Genomic DNA, 22,652 nt, shown 5'->3' with positions numbered 1-22,652 from the left:
CTACCGGATCGCCACGCACGCCCCGAGTCCGCAACCGGGCCGTCTGCTGTCCCGCACGGTGCCGCTCACGCCCGCGTCGCTCGACCTGTTGCGGCGCATCGGCGACGGCGAGCTTGCCGAATTCGCCGTCACGGCCGCGGGCATTGCGTTGCTGCTCTGGAAGTACTTCCGGATCCCGGTCACGGTGCTCGGCACGCCGGGGCTTGCCGAGCATCCGTCGGCCCGTGCCGCCACCGTTCCGCTGATCATCGAGGTCCGTCCCGACGAGCGCATCGACGACTACCTGTCACGCGTGGCCGGGATCGTGGAAGACAGCTATGCCGAGCACCATTTCCCGCTGGACACGCTCGTGCGCAACGAAAAGGACATGGATCCCGCGCAGCTCACGAAGGTCTCGCTGGTGGACGACCGCGTGCACCGCGCGCTAAGCCGCGAAGACGACGACCTGCAGTTGCACCTGCGACTCACGCGCGGCGAAATCGAGATTCGTTACGCAGGCGCCATCGAGCCTTTGCTCATCGACGGTTTCGCCACGAGCCTCGGCGCGGTGCTCGAGGAATTCGAACACCTCGACAAGCCGGTCGGCGACATCGAGGCGATCCCGCCGCAAGCGCGCCGGATGCTGGCTTCCTTCAATGAAACCGCGACGGCCGGACCCAGCCATCCCACGGTCGTCGAGATGTTCGAAGCCCAGGTCGCCCGCACGCCCGCGGCGCCGGCGCTCGTCACCGACAGTTCGCTCACGACCTACGCCGATCTGAACGCACAGGCCAACCGCCTCGCGCACGAGTTGCGCCACCATCATGGCGTCGGGCCGGAATCGCTGGTCGGCATCATGCTCGACCGTTCCGAATGGATGATCGTCGCGATTCTCGGCATATTGAAGGCAGGGGCGGCGTTCGTTCCGCTGGACCCGGCGTATCCGCCCGAACGGATCAATCACATCCTCGGCGACACCGGCCTGTCGCTGCTGGTGACCCAATCGAGCCAACTCGCGCAGTGGTACGAATTCTCCGGCGTGACGCTGCTGCTGGATCAGGAGCTCCCCGGCTGGACGCCGCTGCCGGACAATCCGCCTTGCCGCGCCGAGCCGGCGAACCTGGCTTACGTGATCTACACGTCCGGCTCGACCGGGCGACCGAAAGGCTGCCTGCTCGAACACCGGAACCTGGCCCACTACATTGCGTGGGCCGCCGGGTATTACTTTGCGGACAGCACGACCGGCAGTTTCGGCCTGTACAGCTCGCTCTGCTTCGATTTCACGCTGACCAATATCTTCTGCCCGCTGGTGCGCGGCAAATCGCTGCGCATCTATCCGCAGTCGGAAAGCATCGATACCATCCTGGCCCGGATGTTCCAGCCCGGCAGCGGCGTCGACACCCTCAAGCTCACGCCCACCCACATTCACCTGCTGGAATACATGAACCTGTCACGCTCCGGCGTGCGCAAGGTGATCGTCGGCGGCGAGGAACTGACGCCCCAGCACATCGCGACGCTGCGGAAGATCGATCCCGCGCTCGACATCTACAACGAGTACGGTCCCACCGAGGCGACGGTCGGCTGTATCGTCGAGCGCGTCGACGGCACGCCGCCCACGGTGCTGATCGGCCGGCCCATCGCCAACACGCGCGTGTACATGCTCGACGACGCGCTGCGGCCGGTCCCGATCGGCGTGCCGGGGGAAATCTGCATCGCCGGCGACGGCCTCGCGCGCGGCTATCACCAGCGGCCCGACGTCACCGCCGCGAAATTCGTCGAGCATCCGTTTCCCGGCGAAGCGCGCATCTATCGCACCGGCGACATCGGCCGCTGGCTGCCCGACGGACAGATCCAGTGCTACGGACGCGTCGACGATCAGGTCAAGATTCGCGGGCACCGTGTCGAACTGGGCGAGATCGAGGCCGCGCTCACCGCGCACGAGGATGTCGTCGGCGCGGCGGTCATGCTGCGCGAATCCGCCCACGGGGTGCGCAAGCTGGCGGCCTACGTCAAGGGTTCCGCGAACCTGAACGTTGCGGACCTCAGGGCCTTTCTGGCCGGGAAGCTGCCGGACTATATGGTCCCGTCCGACATTTTCCCGATCGCCGAATTTCCGCTCAACGCCAACGGCAAGCTGGATCGCCCGGCGCTCCTGGCCATGGAGCGCACCGCCGCGCCCGACGCCGCCAGCCTCGACGCCAACCTCGACGCCACGCCGATCCAGCTCGAGCTGGTGCGCATCTGGCGCGAAGTGCTCGACAATCCGGCCGTCGATCTCACCGGCCGCTTCTTCGACTACGGCGGAGATTCGCTGCAGGCCATGCAGCTCGTCTCGCGGATCTGGAGCAGCTTCTCCGTCGAGATCGGCATCGACGCCATCTTCGAACTCCAGACCATCGGCGCGGTGTCCGACCTGATCGAGGCGTCGTCGCCCCGGACCGGTTCGATGGCCGGCAACATCCCGCTCCGCTCGCGTGCGAACGACCTGCCGCTCTCCTTTCCGCAGCAGCGCCTGTGGTTCCTCGCGCAACTGGAAGGCCCGTCGGCCACCTACAACATTTCGAGCGCGCTGCGTTTCGACGGCGATCTGGACGTCGCGCGCCTGCGCGCCGCCGTGTGTGAAATCAGCCGGCGTCACGAGATCCTGCGCACCACGTTTCCCGCCGTCGACGGCCTCGGGGTTCAACGCATCGCCCCGCCGGCGCCGGTCGCGCTCGACGTCGTCGACGTCGCCAGCGAGTCCGACACGCTCGCGCTGCTCGCCGAGGAAGCCGACCGCCCATTCGATCTCGCCACCGGGCCGCTCTATCGCGTCGTGCTGTACCGCGTGCACGCGCGCCTGCATGTGTTCGGCATCACGATGCATCACATCATTTCGGATGCGTGGTCGTCAGGCATCCTCATCCGCGAACTGGCCGCGCTCTATGCCGGCCAGTCGCTGCCGGAACTGGCCGTCCAGTACGCGGACTACGCCGCCTGGCAGCACGAGCGCCTGGCGTCGGCCGACACGCATCGGGAACTGGCGCTCGTGAGCGCGGCGCTGGCGGATGCACCGGACCTGATCGAACTGCCCACCGATCGCCCCCGGCCGGCCATCCAGCGTTTTCACGGCGCGGTGCTGCCGTTCCAGCTGAACGCCGAACGCGCCGACGGCCTGCGCGCGATCGCGCGCGCGTCCGGCACCAGCACGTACATGGTCGTGCTCGCCGCGTATGCGCTGCTCCTTTCGCGGTACAGCAACCAGCAAGACCTCGTCATCGGCTCGCCAATCGCCAATCGGCGCTCCAGCATGACCGAGCCGCTGATCGGCTTCTTCGCGAACATGCTCGCGCTGCGCGTGGACCTGTCGGGCAATCCGACCTTCGGCGAACTGCTGGCGCGCGTGAAGCGCGTCGCGCTGGACGGCTACAGTCGCCAGGAGATTCCGTTCGAACAGGTGGTGGACTCGCTCAAGCTCGAACGCAACCTGAGCCGCACGCCCGTTTTCCAGGCCGTGTTCGCGTATGAGAAAGCGCAGCCCCATGCGGTGGACTTCCCCGGTCTCGTGGCCACGCCGGTGTCGGTGGAGACCCACACCGCCAAGTTCGACCTCACGCTCCATATCCAGGATGCCGACCATGGGCTCGCGGGCTCGCTGGAATACAACCTGGACCTGTTCGACGCCGACACGATCGATCGCATGGCGGAACACTTCCGCACGCTCCTCGATGCCGTGGTCGCCGATCCGGACCGGCCGCTCAGCGCGCTTGCGTTGTCGAGCGAGGCGGAGCGGGAGAGCGTGACCATCGAATGGAACCGGACCGGGACGGATTTCGGCGAGGCCGCCGCGCAACCGCTGCACCGGTTGTTCGAACAGCAGGTCGAGCGCACGCCCGAGGCCGTCGCCGCCGTCTACGACGACCTCGCGCTCACCTATGCCGAACTCAACCTGCGCGCCAATCGCCTCGCCCACCGCCTCATCGAGCTCGGCGTCGCCCCCGATGCCCTCGTCGGCGTCGCGATGGAGCGCTCGCTCGACATGATCGTCGCCCTGCTCGCGATCCTCAAGGCCGGCGGCGCTTACGTCCCCGTCGACCCCGAATACCCCGCCGAGCGCGTGCGCTTCATGATCGACCACGCGCAGCTGCGCTGGCTCCTCACCCAGCAGCATCTGCTTGACGCGCTGCCCGACACCGACGCCCGCGTGATCGTCGTCGATCGCGACACGCTCGACCTCGACGCCGCGCCCGCGTCCAATCCCGCGCCTGAGCTGGGCGGCGAGAACCTCGCCTACATGATCTACACCTCCGGTTCGACCGGCAGGCCCAAGGGCGCACTCAACACCCATCGCGCCATCACCAACCGCATCCTGTGGATGCAACACGCATACACGCTCGGCGCCGACGATGCCGTGCTGCAGAAGACCCCGTTCAGCTTCGACGTGTCGGTCTGGGAATTCTTCTGGCCGCTCGTCACCGGCGCGCGCCTCGTGTTCGCCCGGCCCGGCGGACAGCGCGAGACCGACTATCTGGTCGAACTCATCGAGCGCGAACGGATCACCACGGTCCATTTCGTGCCGTCCATGCTGCGCGCCTTTCTCGATCATCCGGACCTCGACGCGCACTGCGCGTCGCTGCGCCGCGTCGTGTGCAGCGGCGAGGCCCTGCCATACGATCTGCAGCAGCGTTGCCTTGCACGCCTGGACGTCAGGCTGTTCAACCTCTACGGCCCCACCGAGGCCGCCGTCGACGTGACCGCATGGGAATGCCGGCGCGACGACCCGCACCGCATCGTGCCGATCGGCCGACCCATCGCCAATACGCGCGTCTACATCGTGGACGCGCAGCTGCAGCCCGTGCCGATCGGCGTGGCAGGCGAGCTGCTGATCGGCGGCACGCCGGTCGGGCGCGGCTACCACGGTGAGCCCGAACTGAGCGCCGAGAAGTTCATCGCCGATCCGTTCTCCGCCGACCCGCATGCACGCCTCTACCGCACCGGCGATCTCGCGCGCTACCGGCCCGACGGCAACATCGAGTTCCTTGGCCGCATCGACCATCAGATCAAGCTGCGCGGCCTGCGCATCGAACCCGGTGAAATCGAGGCGGCGCTGCGCGAGCATCCGTCGGTCGACGACTGTGTCGTGATCGCGAAAACCGACGGCGCCCGGACGTTCCTGATCGCCTATGTCGCGACCGCATCGCCGGACCTCGCCGATCTTCGCGGCTATCTGAGCGGCAAGCTCGCGGACTACATGGTGCCGTCGAAGTTCGTCACGCTCGAATCCCTGCCGCTGCTGCCCAACGGCAAGATCAACCGCAAGGCGCTGCCCGTCCCGGCGGACACGGTCGACGCGGCCCAGCCGCACGCGCCGGCCGTCACGCCCCGGGAAATCCTGCTGGCGTCGATCTGGCAAGACGTGCTGCAACTGCCGTCCATCGGCATCCACGACAATTTCTTCGAACTGGGCGGCGACTCGATCCTGAGCATCCAGGTGATTTCGCGCGCCAATCAGGCGGGACTTCGCGTAACGGCGAAACAGCTGTTCCAGTATCAGACGGTCGCTCAGCTGGCCGCCGCGCCTGAAGAACGGGCAGCGCACGCGTCGAGCGTCAGCCCGCTGGGCGATGCGCCGCTCACACCCGTCCAGCACTGGTTCTTCGAACAGGAGATCGATACGCCGTCGCACTACAATCAAACGGTCCTGATCCAGGTGCCGGCGGATATCGACGCGTCGAGGCTCGCCGACGCGTTCCGGCAAGTCTACGAACATCACGATGCATTGCGCCTGCGTTTCTCGCGCAGCGCGGGCCACTGGACTCAGGAAGTCGTCGCCGCCGGCGAAATGCCGGCGCTCTTCGCGAAGGAAGTGCTGGCAGGCGACGCCGGCGAGCGCATCGCGGCGATGCGCGCCGCCGCCGAGGAAGCGGAACGCGGTATCGACATCACGCATGGCCCGTTGCTGGCGGCCCGGCTTTTCTGCTTTGCCGACGAACCGCTCGCCCGCCTGTTCGTCTCGATCCATCACCTTGCGGTGGACGGCGTGTCATGGCGTGTGCTCCTCGAGGACCTGCATGCCGCGTACCACGGCCGGCCGTTGCCCGCGAAGACGACTTCGTTCCGCGAATGGGCGTTGCATTTGCAGCAACTGGCGCGGTCGCCGGCCATCGGCGACGAGGCCCCACGGTGGCAAGCCCTCCTCTCGCAGGACGTCGAGCCCATGCCGGTCGATTATCCGGCCGCGGGCGCGGCCAATAAAGCGGCCAACAATGCGGTCGGCGACGCGGCGTCCGTTTCATTCGAGCTGGACGAAGCCGACACCACGGCGTTGCTGCGCCGGCTGCCGCGGGCCTACGACACCCGCATCAACGACGTCCTGCTCGTCGCGCTCGCGCAAGCGTGCAGCATGGCCACCGGCAACGCCCGCACCAGGATCGATCTCGAAAGTCACGGCCGCCACGTGTCGGATGCGCCGCTCGACGTCACCCGAACGGTGGGCTGGTTCACGTCCATCTACCCGATCGTGCTCGAGGCCGACGCGATGCACACGCCGGAGGAAGCGCTGCGTGCCGGGCAGCAACAGCTGCGCCGGATTCCGGCCGACGGCCTCGGGTATTCGCTGCTCCGCTACCTGAGCCCCGACGAGGCCGTGCGTGACAGCCTCGCCGCGCTGCCGAATGCCGATATCCTGTTCAACTATCACGGGCAGCTCGATACCGTGTTGCAGCAGTCCGACGGCTGGCGCCCGGCGGCCGAAGACCTCGGTTCGCTGCGCGCCGAGCGGTCCCGGCGCACGCACGCGTTCGAGATCGTCGCCGCCGTTTCCGACGGCAAGCTTCAGGTGGACTGGCGCTACGGCGAGCGTCTCCACCAGCGGCAGACGGTCGAAAACCTGGCCGCGCATTTCAAGGACCGCTTGCTCGACTTCGTGGCGTCGGTATCCGACACCACGTGGGACAACGTCGAAGACAGCTACCCGCTGTCGTCCCTGCAGCAGGGCATTCTGTTCCATTCGCTGTACGAACTGGACCCTGCCGCCTACTTCCAGCAGTTCAGCTTCGTCGTCAGCGGCCCGCTCCAGGTGCCGGCGCTCCGGCAAGCCTGGGCCAATGCGCTCGCGCGCCATCCCGTATTGCGCACCGCGTTCGCGTGGGCCGATCGCGACCATCCCGTCCAGACCGTCCTGCACACGCTCGACCTGCCGTGGACGTTCCTCGACTGGCGACACCGCGATGCGTCCCGCCGCGCGCAGGACTTCGATGCGTTCCTCGCCGACGACCGGCGGCGCGGCTTCGATCTGCATCGGGCGCCGTTGTTCCGCTGCACGCTGATTCAGGAAGCGGACGCACGCCATCGTTTCTGCTGGAGCGCGCACCACATCATTCTCGACGGCTGGAGCACCGCCACGCTGATGAAGGAAGTGTTCGACGATTACCTGTCGCTCGCCCGCACCGGCACGCCCGCGGTCGCGTCGTCGGCGCCGGGATACCGCAGGTACATCGACTGGTTCGCGCGTCATCCTCGTTCGGCCGACGAAGCGTGGTGGCGCGCCGAGCTGGCCGGGTTCCATGCCGCCACGCCGATCGCTACCAATCCGGCCCGGCAGAGCGTCGGCGACGCCGCGCGGCAGGACACGCTCAGGACACAGCAATGCCTGCTGGACGAAGCCCTGACCACCCGGCTGCAAGCGCTCATGCGCGCCCATCGCCTCACCCTCAACGTCCTGATACGCGCGGTCTGGGCCCTGGTACTGCGGCGCCACGCCGGGACGAACGACGTCGTGTTCGGCGTCACCGTGTCCGGCCGCCCGCCGCAGCTCGACGGCGTCGAGTCGATCGTGGGGCTGTTCATCAACACGCTGCCGTTTCGCGTGCGCATCGCGCCGGAGCGCCCCTTCGTCGAGTGGCTGGCGGCGGTCCACGCAGCCCAGACGGCGATGGAGCCGCATTCGTACAGTTCGCTGGTCGATATCCAGTCATGGAGCGAACTGCCCGCCCGCGACAGCCTGTTCGACAGCCTGCTGGTGTTCGAGAACTTCCCGGTTGCCGCCGCTCCCGATCTCGGGCCGGACGGCATCGAGATCCGCGACACCCGCGCCTTCGCGGAATCGAATTACCCGCTGACCCTGACCGTACACCCGGATAACCGCCTCGCGTTCCTTATCACGCACGACGCGCACCGCGTCGCCCCGGACGCGGTGCGGCAGATGCTGGGCACCCTCCGCGCGTTGCTGGAACGATTCGCCGACGATCCGGCGCAGCTGACCGGCCAGCTCGCCGATGCGCCGGCGCCGGCCGCCGGCAGCCGGCCGGGCGCGCCGCGCGACGTGGCCGCCGCTGCCGCGGAACCCGCCCACCCCGCCGCCGGTGCGGCCACGACGGCACGCGCCGTCGCGCCGACGGCGGACGAAAGCACGTTGCTGGCGATCTGGCAGCGGATCTTCAAACGAGACGACATCACGGTCAGCGACAATTATTTCGACCTCGGCGGGCACTCGATCATCGCGATCCAGCTGATGGCCAATGTCGAAAAGGCGTTCGATCGCCGGCTGCCCATTTCCTGTCTCTTCGAGAATCCGACGATCGAGACACTGGCGGCGGCACTGGCCGGGAAAGCGCCGTCCGCCCCTGCCGGCGGACTCGTGACGATCCGGGACGGCGGTCCCGCCACGCCGCTCTTCCTGCTGCCGGGCGCCGGCGGGAACGTGGTCTACTTCCACCCGCTCGCGAACCACCTGAGCGACGCTCACGCGGTGCTCGGCCTCGAAGCGCTCGGCCTCGACGGCGCCTGCCTGCCGCTCACCCGCGTGGAAGACATCGCGGCCCGTCATATCGAACGCATCTGGCCGCTGGTGGGCGCGGGTCCGTACTACCTGGCGGGCCACTCGTTCGGCGCGCAGGTGGCGCTCGAAATGAGCCGGCAGCTCGTCGCCAAGGGCGCCGTCGTCAAACTGCTGGCGATCTTCGACGCGTCGGCCCCCGTCGACAGCTCGGCCGCCACCTACTGGCAAGACTGGGACGACACCGATTGGCTGGTCGCGATCGCGCATGAAATCGGCACCTTCCTCGGGACCGACCTCGAGGTGACGCGAGCGGACCTCGTCGCGCTCGACCCCGACGGCCAGGCCGGCTTGATCCTCGACAGAATCGGCGACCGCGGCAGCTGGTTCGCCGATGCCGGATCCGACCGCGTGCGCGCGTATCTGCGGGTCTATCAGGCCAACTTCAAATCGCGCTACGCGCCGCAAGCCACCGCGCTTCCCGTGCCGATCGCCTTGTTCCGCAGCACCGAGCGGGATCCCGGCGACTACGATCCGTCGCCCGAGATCGCGCAGCTGCGCCTCGACCCGACCTGGGGCTGGTCGCGCTTCTCGGCGCTGCCCGTCGAGGTGACGGACGTACCCGGCGACCACCTGACCATGCTGCTCGATCCGCACGCCGGCGTGCTCGCTACCCACGTCAACCCGTTTCTGGAAAAAAAGCCCTCATGAACTCGACACCGACGATCGACAACACCTTCGCCCGCAAGGTCTGCATCAATCTGGACCGGCGCCCCGACCGCTGGGAAGCCATGCAAAGGAAATTCGCGGAGCAGAACATCCTCACGGTGGAACGACTGTCCGCCGTCGACGCGCGGCAGGTCACCGTGCCGGAATCGTTGCGCCATATGCGCGCGCAGGACTACGGCTGCACGATGAGCCATCTCGCCGCCGTGAGACAGGCCAAGGCCGCCGGCGCGAGCGAAGTCCTGATCTTCGAGGACGACGCGTTCTTCGACCGCGACTTCGCCGCGCGCTTCCCCGAGTTCATCGCGCAGGTGCCGAACGACTGGCACATGCTGTTTCTGGGCGCCTATCACTTCACGCCGCCCATTCCCGTCGCGCCGAACATCGTCAAGACCGTCGAGACGCTCACCGCGCATGCGTACGTCGTCAGGGACTCGCTTTACGACGCATTCATTGCGATCAACGAAAACCCGCCGGCGATCAACGACCGCAACAACCTCGTCCTGCAGCAGACGTTCAATTGCTACTGCTTCGAGCCCAATCTGGTCGGACAGGAGTCCGGTTACTCCGACATCATGGACGAAGTCATGCCGGAAAAGCCGCTGACCTATTCCCTTCCGATTCCGGACGGCTGGTAATGGCTGCGGCCGGCGCTCGCTGCGATCCCACTCTCGACAGACCCTTGAAGATCATGAAAATCACCACCGTCGACCTCGAAGCGGCGTTCGTCAAGTCCGCGCTCGATTCGCTCCACCGGGACTGCAAGCTCGGCGAGGCAATTTCGCTCGCTTACGGGAAATGCGAATCGACCACCGACGTGATCGATCTGATTTTTCCGTTGATCACGAAGAAACGGCGGGTGGATTACGTGCTGATGTACAGCATAGAAAGGAATCCCCGCACCCTCCTGCAGTTTCTTCGACTGATCGAGTCGCGGCTGACACATGAGCCCAGCTGGACAGTCGAGTCGATCGAGGCTGCAGTGCGCAGCGTGGCCGATTCATCGAGCCTCGGTTGGGACCGTGCGCAGCGCCTGCTGAAGTGCTGCATCCTGTTTTCCGATTCGCCGCTGGAAATCGTGGAAAGCATCACGTTCCTGGGCAAGCACGAAACCTCGTCGAGGTTGAGATCAGCGGCAAACAATGTCGAACTCAGCCACCTGATCAACTGAGTCATATTGGCAACTCATGGATTCCGCTCAAAGTAAATCGCCGCCGTGGCATTCGGCCGCCACCCTGATGTGGCGCAGTCATCCCTGGTTGACGCTGGGCACGGTCCTGACGGGCCTCGTCAGCGGCATCGCGTCGATCGTGGGCGTCGGATTGATCAGCAGGGTGCTGCATGACGGGGAGGATCGACAAACGCTGTTGCTGCTATTCGTTGCCGTGAATGTCGTCGCGGTGCTCTGCAGGAGCAGCGCTGCCGTGATGCCCTCCTATGCGTGCATGAAAGTCATGACGAGATTGCGCGTCAACCTGTGCAAAAGGATCCTGGCGACCCCGCTGGATGAAATCGACAGGCGCGGCGCGCCCCATGTCCTGACCATGCTGACCCAGGACATTCCGCAACTGAGCCAGACCCTGCTCACCCTGCCGACGATCATTGTTCAATCCGTCGTCTTGATATGCAGCATCGTCTATCTCGCCTATCTCTCCTGGATTGTGTTCGCTTCGACGATCATCCTGACCATCGTCGGCCTGGTGCTTTATCTGTTTTTCTATCGAAAGGCGGTCAATTTCACGGAGCGGGTTCGCGATGAATTTGTCCAGTTCAATGAATATACGCATGGCCTCGTGTTCGGCATCAAGGAGCTCAAGCTCAACCGGGCCAGGCGGCGCTGGTTCACCCGAGCCGCGATCGAATTGTCGTCGAAGCGCGTGGCAGGATTCAATTACATCGAACGCTTCTGGTTCATGGGCGGCGACAGCATCGGCCAGATCACGGTAGCGGTCCTGCTCGGATTCCTGCTTTTCGGCGTACCTTCGCTCGGCGTCGTGGACCCTTCCGTACTCACGGCGAGCATTCTGGCCGTTCTGTACATGATGGGCCCGCTGACCATGCTGATCAATATTCTGCCGATCGTGGCCGAAGGCAAGACCGCGCTCGCCCGGCTGGCGGAATTCGGCTTTCTGCTCGACGACACGCAGGATTCACCCAAGGAACCGTCCGCCGCGGGCACCGGGGAATCGTCAGCGGCGAAGCCATGGACGCGCATCGAGTTGAAAGACGTGAAGATGAACTACCGTGACAACGAGTCGTCGGCCGACTTCGTGCTTGGCCCCATCAATATGGCGATTCATGCCGGAGAGCTCGTCTATGTCATCGGTGGAAACGGCAGCGGCAAGAGCACGTTGGGCAAGGTGCTCAGCGGCCTCTATGCGCCTACCGAAGGCCATATTGCCCTCGATGGAAAAGTCATCGACGACGATGCCAGGGAACGATACCGCAACCTGTTTTCCGCCGTATTCACCGATTTCCATTTGTTCAACCGCATCATCGGGCCGGATGGGGAAAACGGCAGCATCGAACTTGCCCGGCAATACCTCGACACCCTGAAATTGGCAGGCAAGATCGAGATCAACGGCAAGACGTACTCGACGACCAAGGCTTTATCGACGGGACAACGCAAGCGACTGGCGTTGCTGTGCGCCTATATCGAGGATCGTCCGATTTATATCCTGGACGAATGGGCCGCCGATCAAGATCCGGTTTTCAAGCGATTTTTCTATGAAGTGCTGGTTCCCGATCTGAAATCCCGCGGGAAATGCGTCGTGATCATCACCCATGACGATCAGTATTTCAAGCTGGCGGATCGAGTCATTCGCCTCGATAGCGGCCGCATCTTCTCCGATACGGCCATGTGTGCCGTGCAAGCCGAAGTCGCAGGATGAGCCGCGCGCCGCGCCGGATTCGGCGGCCGGCGATTCGTCGGCTGTCCCGGCTATCCGTTACAGACGCGTTCGCAGCGGGGTGTTTAAATCATGTCGGCAACCATGCGCGCAAGCGCAGCTTCAACGTCTCATCAGGAATCCTTTCATGGAGTTCAGCAGATTGTTCGCACACGTCGGCGAAGCGATCTCGACCAGCGGGAGCCGACGCTTTCCCCGCATGATGTACAGCCTGATCTGCGCGGCGGTCCCCGTCGACGAGATGCGCATTTCGGCGTTCGCGGCCGACGCCGCGCCTGACGGCGATCTCGGCGTGCGCAGCCTCGGCGTGGCCGGCGCGGCGCTCACGCAGGCCGGCCCGGCCGCTGCCTGTCACGGGCCGCGGATGCCGCCGCGCCTCGACCCGAGCCGCGTGCACGTCTCCGACACGCTCGCCGGCCATGCCCCCACCCACGCACTGCTCGAGCGCTTCTTCCTCGTGCAGGCGGAGACCGTGCCGCCGCATCGCGTGCAATTCCATCTGGTGACCCGCAAGCGGGGCCACTATTACGTGATCTCGTTGTATCGCGCGAATACGTTCGACGATTTCTCGCAGCACGAGCGGAGCTTCCTCGAGGAGCTCTCGCACGTGCTGTTTCCGATCATCGACAGCCATGTCGCGGCGCTCGATTCGGCTCCGCCGGTCGCCCGTGTGAGCACCGCCGCGCCGGCGGCGACCCAATCGGGCCGGGAGCGCGTGGCGCGGCGGTTCGCCGATCGTTTGCGGCAAGCCGGCGTCAAGTTGTCCGCGCGCGAGATCGAGGCATGCACGGCACTGCTGGCCGGCGACACGGTGTCCGCCATCGCCGTGCGTTTCGCGCTGCGTGAAAGCACCGTCGAAACCTATCTGAAGCGGGCAGCCGTCAAGCTGGGCTTCGGCGGGCGTCATGGCCTGACGCGCTGGATGCTCGAGGAGACGGCCGGGACCACGACGGACGCCGGCCGGGACGGCACGAGAAACGCGCCGCGCGACTGCGCGGCGCCGTGCATGGGAACCTGAAGGCTCGCGGCCCGAACGCGCGTGCTGTCTACGCAGGCGATGCGCGAAACGACACGGGATGGCGGCCGCCGGCCTGCCCCTCCCGTCGCGCGCCGGCAATCCGGCCGGCGACGCAGACCGAACTGCCGCACCCCGTGACCTCGCCGTCATCGCCCGCGACGACGAGCGGCGGCCATTCTCATTCCGGCACGTCGGCCGGCGGCGTTCGTCGTGCGTCGGGTATCGACGCGCGCGCCTGGCGTGACGGCATCACGCCGCCGACGCGCACGGCATGTAATCGTCGATCATCCATTTCGTGAGCCCGTGCCGGCCGCTGATGCCGAGCTTCACCGCGGCGCGCTTGATGTACGTCTCGACCGTGCTTTCCTTCACCCCGAGCTCGCCGGCCATTTCGCGCAGCATCTTGCCCGCGAGCAGGCCGAGGCACACTTCGCTTTCGCGCGCCGACAGCACGACCGCCGCGCGCGCGAGCCGCGATTCGAACTCGTGGCGCAGCGCCTCGACGCCGGGCATGGCCGGCGTCGCACCGGACGCCGCCGCGCCTTCGAGTTCGCCGTGCCGGCGCGTCGACGCATGCCACTCGACGAGCGGCAACAGCGTATCGGCGAAACTCTTCAGGAACGACATCTCCTGCAACGAGAAGTCGCGATGCGATGCCGTTCGATGCAGCGAGATCACGTAGCGGCGATTCGCCTTGCCCGACACGAGATGGCACTGAAATCCGCCGCCCGGCGCGCGCGGCGGCGCGACTTCGCCGCCATTGCCGCCATTGCCGCGCCGCATCAGCGGATTGATGTGAATGAGCTGCCGGTCGCAGGCAGCCACGATCCGGTTCGACAGCGGATGGGCCGCCGGTTCCCGTTCGCCGTGCGCGGCCGGCGCGCCGGCGCGCCCGTCGTCGGCCGGCACGCCGAACGCGCCGAGCGATTGTACGCGGACGACTTCGCCCGCCGGCTCGTCGAGCGTCCATTCCGTCATCCGGGTGATCGCGAGCGGAATCGATTCGACCAGCAATGCATGCATGTCGGATGCGAACCGCTCACTGCCGGCGCTCGAAATCACCTTCCCGAGCTTCGCGAACATCTGACTCTCCTTGTTGTGCATTCTTGAGGATGGCGACGCAACGCCAGCGCGGGCGAGCCGGCACGGTGTGCGCGGCGCGCGTTTCGTCACGCTTCGTCGCGTGCCTCTGTTGGCGGGCGACGCGCCGCCGCCATCGCGCGCCGATGCGTTCGGCTCACGCGAACGGCGGCGCGCCGTTCCCTGTTCAGTTCGATGCGGGATCGCGTGCGGGGCCGGGACGGTCGGGCAAGCATGCCCAGCCCGCGATCCGGAAGACGCCATGCTCGTGCGAACGACCTTCAGGCGCGGCGAGCGCAGCCTCGTCACCGACGGTCGAACAGCCCGATGACAAGCATGAAACAGGCACGATGTTTCCTCCTTACTGGACGGCGCCATGCAGGCGGCGTCGCATTGATGGACGATCCTTACCGGCGAGCGCTGCGAGAAGCTGAAACATCCATTTCAGTCAATGAGCGTTGCTGGATGAAAACGCCCGACGCGCTGAATCCCTGAATCGGAAAACTCCGCGTCAGCCCGGAGCTGACTTTATTCCCGTCGAATTCAACAAAAATCACGAACAAAAAACGAAACGGTTCTTTCCATTGAATTTGATCCCTGCATATCCCAGCCGCGTATGATAGCGACGATTTAAAATCCTTGCAGTTACCGTGATGTCCATTTTTTTAGTCACGCCGCGCGCGATCCTGAAATCGATCGATCTGCGTGCTGCGCAGCGATGAGATTATAAGTTTTCTGGATAAATCAACCTCCATTTACCACGAAAGTTTGTAAAAATTGTCTCGGCGCCACATACCACGGATTCTCATCCGAATCCTTAAGCGAGAGGCGAATTGTTGATTTTCATCATGCTCTTCTCGCCCGCCGACCTGGCCTCAGGCATTGTCGTCCGGATATTGTTTCGTGTTTCTCAACGATCGATTCGATCTATGTGCCGACAAAGCATAATCCCCGCCGTCGGCCCGCGGCTGCGCGCCGTTGATTACCCTTTCAAGCGATAAAAATTTCCACGAACATCATTTTCAGCACCGCCGGTGCCGGTGTTGCAAAATATCCACAAATGGCGAAGCCGTTGCCAGTCATAAAATTTCCATATTGAAGGGCACGGAATTTGTCAACTCCACCACTTGCCGCCCGATAAATAAATTGTTACGCTTTCCAACGGAATAAATAATGCATCGTCAATCGATTTTAAATTACGGGCTGGTTTATTTAAAAAAACGAAATATGTAAATTAATATTCACGCGCAATCATCTCTTGTCGATCGTCGCGGCTAGCGTTTCGCCACGCGCTATTCAATCGAATCTCCCTATCCGTTTGCCGGCAGGCAGGCCGACGGCCAATTGAAGAATTCGCCCGGCGGTTTTTCGATTTCCCCTTGGACATCCGTGCTGAGGTGCGGCCGCGCTTTGCCGAACGCATCGTCCTTTTCAATCCTGGGCCGCCAACGCGCAGCGCTTCCCGCGCGTCACGGCTGCCCGAATTGCCGCACCGGTCTCAACGCGTCACTTGTCGTCTTTCCAATCTGCAAAACAATTCCGAAAAATTGGAGCACACCATGAGTCACGACTTCCGAGACGAACCTGCGCCGCGCCGCGCCTTCCTCGCCGACATGGCGAAGCTCGCGGCGGCCGGCGTCGTCACCGGCTGGACCCCGCTTTACCAGATTGCGGCGCACGCGCGAACGGCCGGCGCGACACCGCCCGGCTTCCCGGCCAATATCCCGCTTTACAAGCAGGCGTTCCAGAACTGGAGTGGTGAGATCGCCGTGCAGGACGTATGGACCGCCGCGCCGCGCTCCGCCGACGACATCGTCGCGGCAGTCAACTGGGCGCGCGCGAACGGCTATCGGATACGCCCGCGCGGCTACATGCACAACTGGTCGCCGCTGACGCTGGACCCGAGCGCCGGCGCGGCGAACCTCGTGCTGCTCGATACGACGCAGTCGCTCACGGCCGTCTCCGTCGACACGTCGGCGCGTCCGGCGCGCGTCACCGCGCAAACGGGCGTCTCGCTGGAGGCGCTGCTCGCGACGCTCGAGCAATATGGGCTCGGCGTGATCGCCGCGCCCGCGCCGGGCGGCATCACGCTCGGCGGTGCGCTCGCGATCGACGCGCACGGCACCGCCGTACCGGCGGCCGGCGAGACCCTGCAACCGGGTCACACCTACGGCTCGCTGAGCAATCTCGTGGTCGCGCTGACCGCGGTCGTGTTCGATGCGGCCCGGCAGCAATACGTGCTGCGCCGGTTCGAGCGCAGCGATCCCGAGATCGGCGCGTTCCTCGCGCACATCGGGATGGCGTTCGTCGTCGAAGTCACGCTGATTGCAGGCCCGAACCAGCGGCTGCGCTGCCAGAGCTTCGTCGACATTCCGTCGTCCGAACTGTTTGCGCCGGCCGGCACGCCGGGCCGCACGATCGCGTCGTTTCTCGATCGCTCGGGCCGGATGGAAGCGATCTGGTTTCCGTTCACGACCAGCCCGTGGCTCAAGGTCTGGACGCCGACGCCCGGCAAGCCGCTCCTGTCGCGCGCCGTCACGCAGCCATACAACTATCCGTTTTCCGATTCGATCTCGCAGTCCATCTCGGATCTCGTCAAGCGGATCGTGATCGGCGGCGAAGGCGCATTGACGCCGTTGTTCGGCCAGACGCAGCTGGCCATCACGACCGCCGGCCTCGCACTCACGCTGAGCGGGGACATCTGGGGCTGGTCGCGCACCGTGCTGCAGTACATTCGGCCGACGACGCTGCGCGTCACCGCGAACGGCTACGCGATACTGGCGCGGCGCGCCGACGTGCAGCGCGTGATCAGCGAATTCGTGCAGTTCTATCAGAATCGCATCGACGCGTACAAGGCACGCGGCGAGTACCCGATCAACGGCCCCGTCGAGATCCGTGTCACCGGTCTCGACAAGCCGGCCGATGCCGGCGCCGGCGCGGTCGTTCCCACGCTGTCCGCGCTCAAGCCGCGCCCCGACCACCCCGAATGGGACATCGCCGTATGGTTCGATATCCTGACGTTACCGGACACGCCGGGCGCCGATCGCTTCTATCGCGAGATCGAGCAATGGATGCTCGCGAACTACACCGGTTCGTATGCGACGCTGCGCCCCGAATGGTCGAAGGGCTGGGGCTATACCGACACGGCCGCCTGGCAGGACGGCACGATGCTCGCGACCACGATCCCGAACCTGCATCGTGACGGCCAGCCGCCGTCGAGCAGCTGGGATGCGGCGCGCGCGACGCTCGAACGCTACGACCCGAGCCGGATCTTCCGGTCGCCGCTGCTCGATCGGTTGATGCCGTAGCGATCGCTGCGGAAGCTTGCTGCCATGGCCGCAACGGAACGGAGCACGTGACGATGCGCGGCGAGACAGGTTCGAGATCGTTCCTCAGGACGCATTGGGCATGGTGGTCGCGCGGCTACACGCACGTCGACGGGCTGCACGACTTCCCGCCTCCACCGATGCCCGGCGTCGCTCGCGCACCCGCACCGGCGGAACCTGCCGGTGCGGGTGCAGGTGTTCATGAACCGAATGGCGCAATCGCTTGCGCCGTAGCTGGCGCCTGTGTCGCGTCGCCGGTCGCGCGGATGCGAAGCGCAACCGCACGGCCCAATCCATGCCCCCGCAATCAGAACGAGTGATTGACCCGCACATACGCCGACTGCGCCGACACATGGCTCGTGTCGATCGTCGCATCGAACCCGAGCGATACCGTGGTCGCCTTGGCGGCCTGAACGGTGACGCCGGCGCCCGTGGTCAGGAATGAACGCGGCAGATCGGTGCCCGGCGCGGCGAACACCGTTCCGTCCTGGCTCCCCACCTGGACGACGCGGCGCGCGCCCAGCACCTCGTGCGCATAGGCCAGCCGAAGCTGTACGTTGACGGGGCGCAGGGCATCGCCGAAAGCCTTGTCGAGCGAGACACCGACGTAAGGCTGGAGGCTCCTCGCGCTGTCGGGGCCGACGTGCAGGTTCTGGCCGTTGGCGCCGCTCTCGCCGAAGCCGCTGCCGCGCACGTACGCATACCGGAGCCCGATGTGCGGCGTAATCCGAAGGCCGCCGGCGTCCATCGGCAGGCTGGCCTGCGTCGCGGCGGTGAACTCGTGGCCGAGATGATCGCCTTCGGCAGTACCCGCGCTGCCGAACGGCCGCTTCTGCGACAGGAAATCGAGCCCGTAGCCGACCGTGGCCGACAGGTTGACGGCACCCACGGGCTGCGCGCCATACAGGGCGACACGCAGCGTATCGATGGCACCCGATGCGCCCGTCGTGTCCTCACCCAGCGTGGTGTGCGTGTAGCCGCCGGCCGCACCGATCGTCGCATCGCCGAGCCGTCCTCCCGCGCCCGCCAGGAACCCATAGGCGTGGGTGACAAAGCCGGGCGCGCCGCCCGTGCCGCCCACCTTCGTGCTGGAACCGCTGGCAACAGCCCACACGTTGCGCGAACCGGCCGCGTTATCCCGTGGGTCCACCAGACGGCCGAGCAGCGTCGAACTGGCGCCCTGCGCCTGAAGCAATGCCGTCGTGCCGAGCGCGGTGTAGATGGAGGTCTTGGTCGGCGCGATGACAGTCGGGCCGGCCGGCGTGGACCCGGTGGCTTCGGCGAGCAGCAAGTCGACTCCATTGGCGCCGTAGTCCACCGACGACTGCAACGCGCCGAGATTCGCGCCGGCCGTGGTGGTGCCGACGTTCGCGAAGCGGCCCGTCACGCCGTTGGCGGCGCTCAGCACGGTGTAGCGGCGTGCGGTATAGGTGCCGGGATCGAACAGAACGGCCAATGAGCCGTTGAGCGTCGCGGCACCGCCTACGCGTAGTTGCGACGCCTCCGTCGGGCTGACCTCGATCGACAGGGTGCCGCCCGCCGCCTGCGTATAGTTGCCGCCCACGGACAGCGTTCCGATGGAGCCGCCCGGCGCGACCACGCCGCTACTGCTGACGTCGCCCGATACCGTGCCATGGCCGCGCAACGTGCCAAGCGCGTTCACCAGGACATTGCCGCCCAACACCGCACCGGCATTAGCCGCGTCGCCCACGGCCAACGTGCCGCCAGCCACCGTCGTCGTCCCGGAGAACGCGCCGCTGACACCGTTCAGCGTCAGCGTGCCCGCGCCTTGTTTGACCAAACCGCCGGTGCCGCTGAGGCTGCCGCTAAATGTTTGCGACGAGTCGTCCGACAGCGTGAGCGCATTGCCGCCGAGCACCACGCGGCTGCCTGCCACGCCGGAGAGATGCGCGACCGTCTGGCTGCCGCCGGCGGACAGGTCGAGCGCGGCCGTTGCGCCGGCGAGCGTGACCGACGTGGAAGAGGCAAGCCGGCCGGCACCCGACAACGCGAGCGTGCCCGCGTTGACCATCGTCGCCCCGGTATAAGTGTTCACGCCGGACAGCGTCTGCGTGCCGCCCGCCACGGTGAGCCCGCCGGTGCCCCCAATGGCGCCACTGAACGTGCCGGACGCATTGGCCAGCGTCAGTGTCCGGCTGCCCAGCGCAACCGTGCCTGTCCCCGTCAGCGCGTTGACGGTTGCGCCGGAGGTCGTCCCGGAAATGTCGAACGTGCCGTCGTTGACGACGCCGCTGGAGGTCGCAATGCTGCCGGCGCCGGACAGCGCGAGCGTGCCGGCGCTGATCGACGTTGCGCCGGTATAGCCGTTGGCGCCCGACAGCGTCTGCGTGCCGCCCGCCACGGTGAGCCCGCCGGTGCCGCCAATGGCACCACTGAACGTGCCGGCCGCATTGGTCAGCGTCAGTGTCCGGTCGCCCAACGCAACCGAGCCCGTGCCGGTGAGCGCATTGATCGTGGCCCCTGCGGTAGTCCCCGAAATATCGAACGTGCCGTTGTTGACTACCCCGCTGGAAGCGGCAATGCTGCCGGCGCCGGTCAACGCCAGCGTGCCGGCATTGACGGTGGTGACGCCCGTGTAGGTGTTCACCCCCGACAGCGCTTGCGTACCGCCGCCGACAGTCACTGTACCCGTACCGCCGATGGTTCCCGCAAACGTGCCGGCCGCGTTGGCCAGCGTCAGTGTCCGGCCACCCAACGCAACCGCGCCCGTGCCGGTGAGCGCATTGATCGTGGCCCCTGCGGTAGTCCCCGAGATATCGAACGTACCGTTGTTGACGACCCCGCTGGAAGCGGCGATGCTGCCGGCGCCCGTCAACGCCAGTGTGCCGGCATTGACGGTGGTGACGCCCGTGTAGGTGTTCACCCCCGACAGCGCTTGCGTACCGCCGCCGACGGTCACCGCACCCGTACCGCCGATGGTTCCGCCGAACGTGCCGGCCGCATTGGCCAGCGTCAGCGTCTGGCCGCCCAGCGCAACCGCGCCCGTACCCGTCAGCGCATTGATCGTAGCCCCGGAGGTAGTCCCCGAGATATCGAGCGTGCCGTTGTTGACGACCCCGCTGGAAGCAGCAATGCTGCCCGCGCCGATCAGCGCGAGCGTGCCCGCATTGACGGTGGTGCTCCCCGCATAGCCGGCGGCGCCGGTTATCGCCAGCGTGCCGGTACCCGCCTGCACGAGGCTGCCCGTCCCGCTGATGGTGCCGCCATACGACACCGTGTCGCTGCGGTTGAAAGCCAGCGTGCCGTTGTTGACAATGTTGCCGACGACGGAGCCGGTGGTCCCGCCATTGCCGATCTGCAGCGTGCCGGCGCTGATCGTGGTGCCGCCGGTATAGGTGCTGTCACCCGTCAGCGTGATCGTGTGGCTGCCGCTCACGGCCACGTTGCCCGTCCCCGATATGACGCCTGAAACCGCGAGATCGGTCGTGTTTGCGTTCAAGGTCACGCGGGATGCGGCATCGCCGAGCGTGATGTGGTTGGACAGCGCAAGCCCCGGCGTGCCCGCGGTGATGGTGGCCGACGCACCCGCCGCCACCTCGAGATCACCGATGATGTTGGATCCGCCGAGCAACTGCAGCGTATCGTTCGCTCCGTTGAACCGGATGGCTGCCGCGCGCGTCACGCCGTCCGCGAACAGGCCGCCCGCAATCGTGCCGCCGTTGACGATGACATCGCCACCATTGGCGATGACACCCGCGCCCGCGGCCCCTCCGTTGCCGGCACCGCCCGTGATCGTGCCGACGTTGGACAGCACGGTGAATCCACCGCCCAAGTTGACGCCTGCGCCGCTGGCGCCGGCCGTGCTTCCGCCACCGCCAGCGGCGCCGCCCATACCACCCACGATCGTCCCAAGGTTGGTCACCTGCGAACCCGGTCCCACGGTCAGCAGCCCGTCGCCGCCACCGCCGCCGCCCCCGGGGTTTCCGCCGCCTCCGCCGTTGCCGCCATTTCCGCCAATGAGCGTGCCTCGGTTCATCACATCGGCCGCCGGCGTCACGATCACCAGCGCACCGCCCCCGCCTCCGCCACCGCCACCGTTGGAGGCAGGCCCCGATGTGCCGGCGCCGCCATTTCCGCCTGTGCCGCCCTGCACCGTCACGCCGTTGTTGACGGTCACGCCGGTGCCGGTGGAATACACGCCCGCGCCACCGCCGCCGCCGCCGCCCGCGAAATTGAATCCGTCGAAGCCCTGGCCCGCGCCGCCCTGAGCGTTCCCGTTGATCACGGCATCGCCGGCGAGCACCACGTCGGGCGCCCCGCCGGGGCCGCTCTGGCCACTGTCGTTCATGGCACCGGTACCGCCTGTCCCGCCCGAAGTGGGCCCGCCAGGAACCTGGATCGTGGTGGTGCCTCCGCCCAACGCAGAGGCACCACCGCCACCGCCGTTACCGCTGCCGCCGTTGCCGCTTCGGTCCGGGATGCCGTCGCCGCCGGGGGCGCTGCAATTCGCGATGGTGCTGGCCGTGCACGTGGCGGCCCAGCCCGGGAGGGCCGTGCCGGCCAGACCGAGCGACACGCCGATGGAAATGATGGAAGCGCAGCGGCGCGCAGGCAGGGCGCCATGGCTGGCGTCGATCCCGCCGTGCGACGCGCGTGTGCGTTCGGATACCACTTGCGGGGCGCGCAAGGTGCGGTTCCAGACCAGCCGATAGACCCGGTTCATGTTGATCCCCTCGATGCATCGACCCGTCGGCCTGGCACTGGTCACGGAGAGGCTGGACCGATGGCGCGACGGACCCGTTTCTGTTGTCGTTTTCTGGCGCGCCGGTCCGCGGGTACTACGGCTCTTGGCTCATCGGTCGGGGCGCATGCGCGCGCAATATAACACCTGCACGGGA

8 protein-coding genes are annotated in these 22,652 nt (G+C 66.3%); 6 read left to right on the top strand and 2 right to left on the bottom strand.

The genetic code is table 11. From position 1 onward, the window contains the following. Positions 1-184 precede the first annotated feature (184 nt). Genes ACP26O_RS33370 through ACP26O_RS33350 form a run of 5 tightly spaced genes read left to right on the top strand, consistent with a single transcriptional unit; the run spans position 185 to position 13,387 of the window. Positions 185-9,445, top strand: a complete 9,261-nt coding sequence (locus tag ACP26O_RS33370; protein WP_426356425.1) for an amino acid adenylation domain-containing protein — start codon at positions 185-187, stop codon at positions 9,443-9,445. Next, positions 9,442-10,098, top strand: a complete 657-nt coding sequence (locus ACP26O_RS33365) for a glycosyltransferase family 25 protein (protein ID WP_175666249.1) — start codon at positions 9,442-9,444, stop codon at positions 10,096-10,098. The genes ACP26O_RS33370 and ACP26O_RS33365 overlap by 4 nt, the downstream gene beginning before the upstream one ends. A gap of 53 nt (positions 10,099-10,151) precedes the next feature. Then, entirely contained in the window at positions 10,152-10,631 is a 480-nt protein-coding gene (locus tag ACP26O_RS33360; protein ID WP_244099077.1) for a hypothetical protein, read from the top strand. A gap of 16 nt (positions 10,632-10,647) precedes the next feature. After that, the gene (locus ACP26O_RS33355) at positions 10,648-12,351 is read left to right on the top strand and encodes a cyclic peptide export ABC transporter (protein ID WP_175666251.1); all 1,704 of its coding nucleotides are present in this window, start codon (positions 10,648-10,650) and stop codon (positions 12,349-12,351) included. Next, positions 12,245-13,387: a helix-turn-helix transcriptional regulator gene (locus tag ACP26O_RS33350; protein WP_244099078.1), complete on the top strand. Its 1,143-nt coding sequence runs from the start codon at positions 12,245-12,247 to the stop codon at positions 13,385-13,387. Before ACP26O_RS33355 ends, ACP26O_RS33350 begins: the two co-directional genes overlap by 107 nt. Before the next feature lie 249 nt (positions 13,388-13,636). Here the strand turns inward: ACP26O_RS33350 and ACP26O_RS33345 are convergent, their stop codons facing one another. Then, complete coding sequence (locus ACP26O_RS33345; RefSeq protein WP_244099079.1) at positions 13,637-14,470, bottom strand: response regulator transcription factor; 834 nt, start codon at positions 14,468-14,470, stop codon at positions 13,637-13,639. 1,556 nt (positions 14,471-16,026) lie between these two features. On the opposite strand from ACP26O_RS33345, the gene ACP26O_RS33340 reads away from it, so the two are divergent. Further along, a complete protein-coding gene (locus ACP26O_RS33340; protein ID WP_175666253.1) occupies positions 16,027-17,775 on the top strand; it encodes a cholesterol oxidase substrate-binding domain-containing protein in 1,749 nt (582 codons plus the stop codon). Positions 17,776-18,100: 325 nt separating this feature from the next. On the opposite strand, the gene ACP26O_RS33335 is transcribed toward ACP26O_RS33340, so the two are convergent. Continuing rightward, positions 18,101-22,477, bottom strand: a complete 4,377-nt coding sequence (locus ACP26O_RS33335) for an autotransporter domain-containing protein (protein WP_175701360.1) — start codon at positions 22,475-22,477, stop codon at positions 18,101-18,103. Positions 22,478-22,652: the final 175 nt, after the last annotated feature.

The organism is Burkholderia sp. R-40, assembly GCF_049942845.1.
In the GTDB taxonomy this organism is placed as follows: Bacteria; Pseudomonadota; Gammaproteobacteria; order Burkholderiales; family Burkholderiaceae; genus Burkholderia; species Burkholderia ambifaria.
Note: the sequence above shows the minus strand (reverse complement) of the source record. Positions and strands in the feature narration are given on the sequence as shown.

Excerpts from the sequence above, each read along its gene's own strand:
- ACP26O_RS33365 (WP_175666249.1), top strand. The coding sequence starts at position 9,442 with ATGAACTCGACACCGACGATCGACAACACCTTCGCCCGCAAGGTCTGC.
- ACP26O_RS33360 (WP_244099077.1), top strand. The coding sequence starts at position 10,152 with ATGAAAATCACCACCGTCGACCTCGAAGCGGCGTTCGTCAAGTCCGCG.
- ACP26O_RS33355 (WP_175666251.1), top strand. The coding sequence starts at position 10,648 with ATGGATTCCGCTCAAAGTAAATCGCCGCCGTGGCATTCGGCCGCCACC.
- ACP26O_RS33350 (WP_244099078.1), top strand. The coding sequence starts at position 12,245 with ATGACGATCAGTATTTCAAGCTGGCGGATCGAGTCATTCGCCTCGATA.
- ACP26O_RS33345 (WP_244099079.1), bottom strand. The coding sequence starts at position 14,470 with ATGTTCGCGAAGCTCGGGAAGGTGATTTCGAGCGCCGGCAGTGAGCGG.
- ACP26O_RS33340 (WP_175666253.1), top strand. The coding sequence starts at position 16,027 with ATGAGTCACGACTTCCGAGACGAACCTGCGCCGCGCCGCGCCTTCCTC.
- ACP26O_RS33335 (WP_175701360.1), bottom strand. The coding sequence starts at position 22,477 with ATGAACCGGGTCTATCGGCTGGTCTGGAACCGCACCTTGCGCGCCCCG.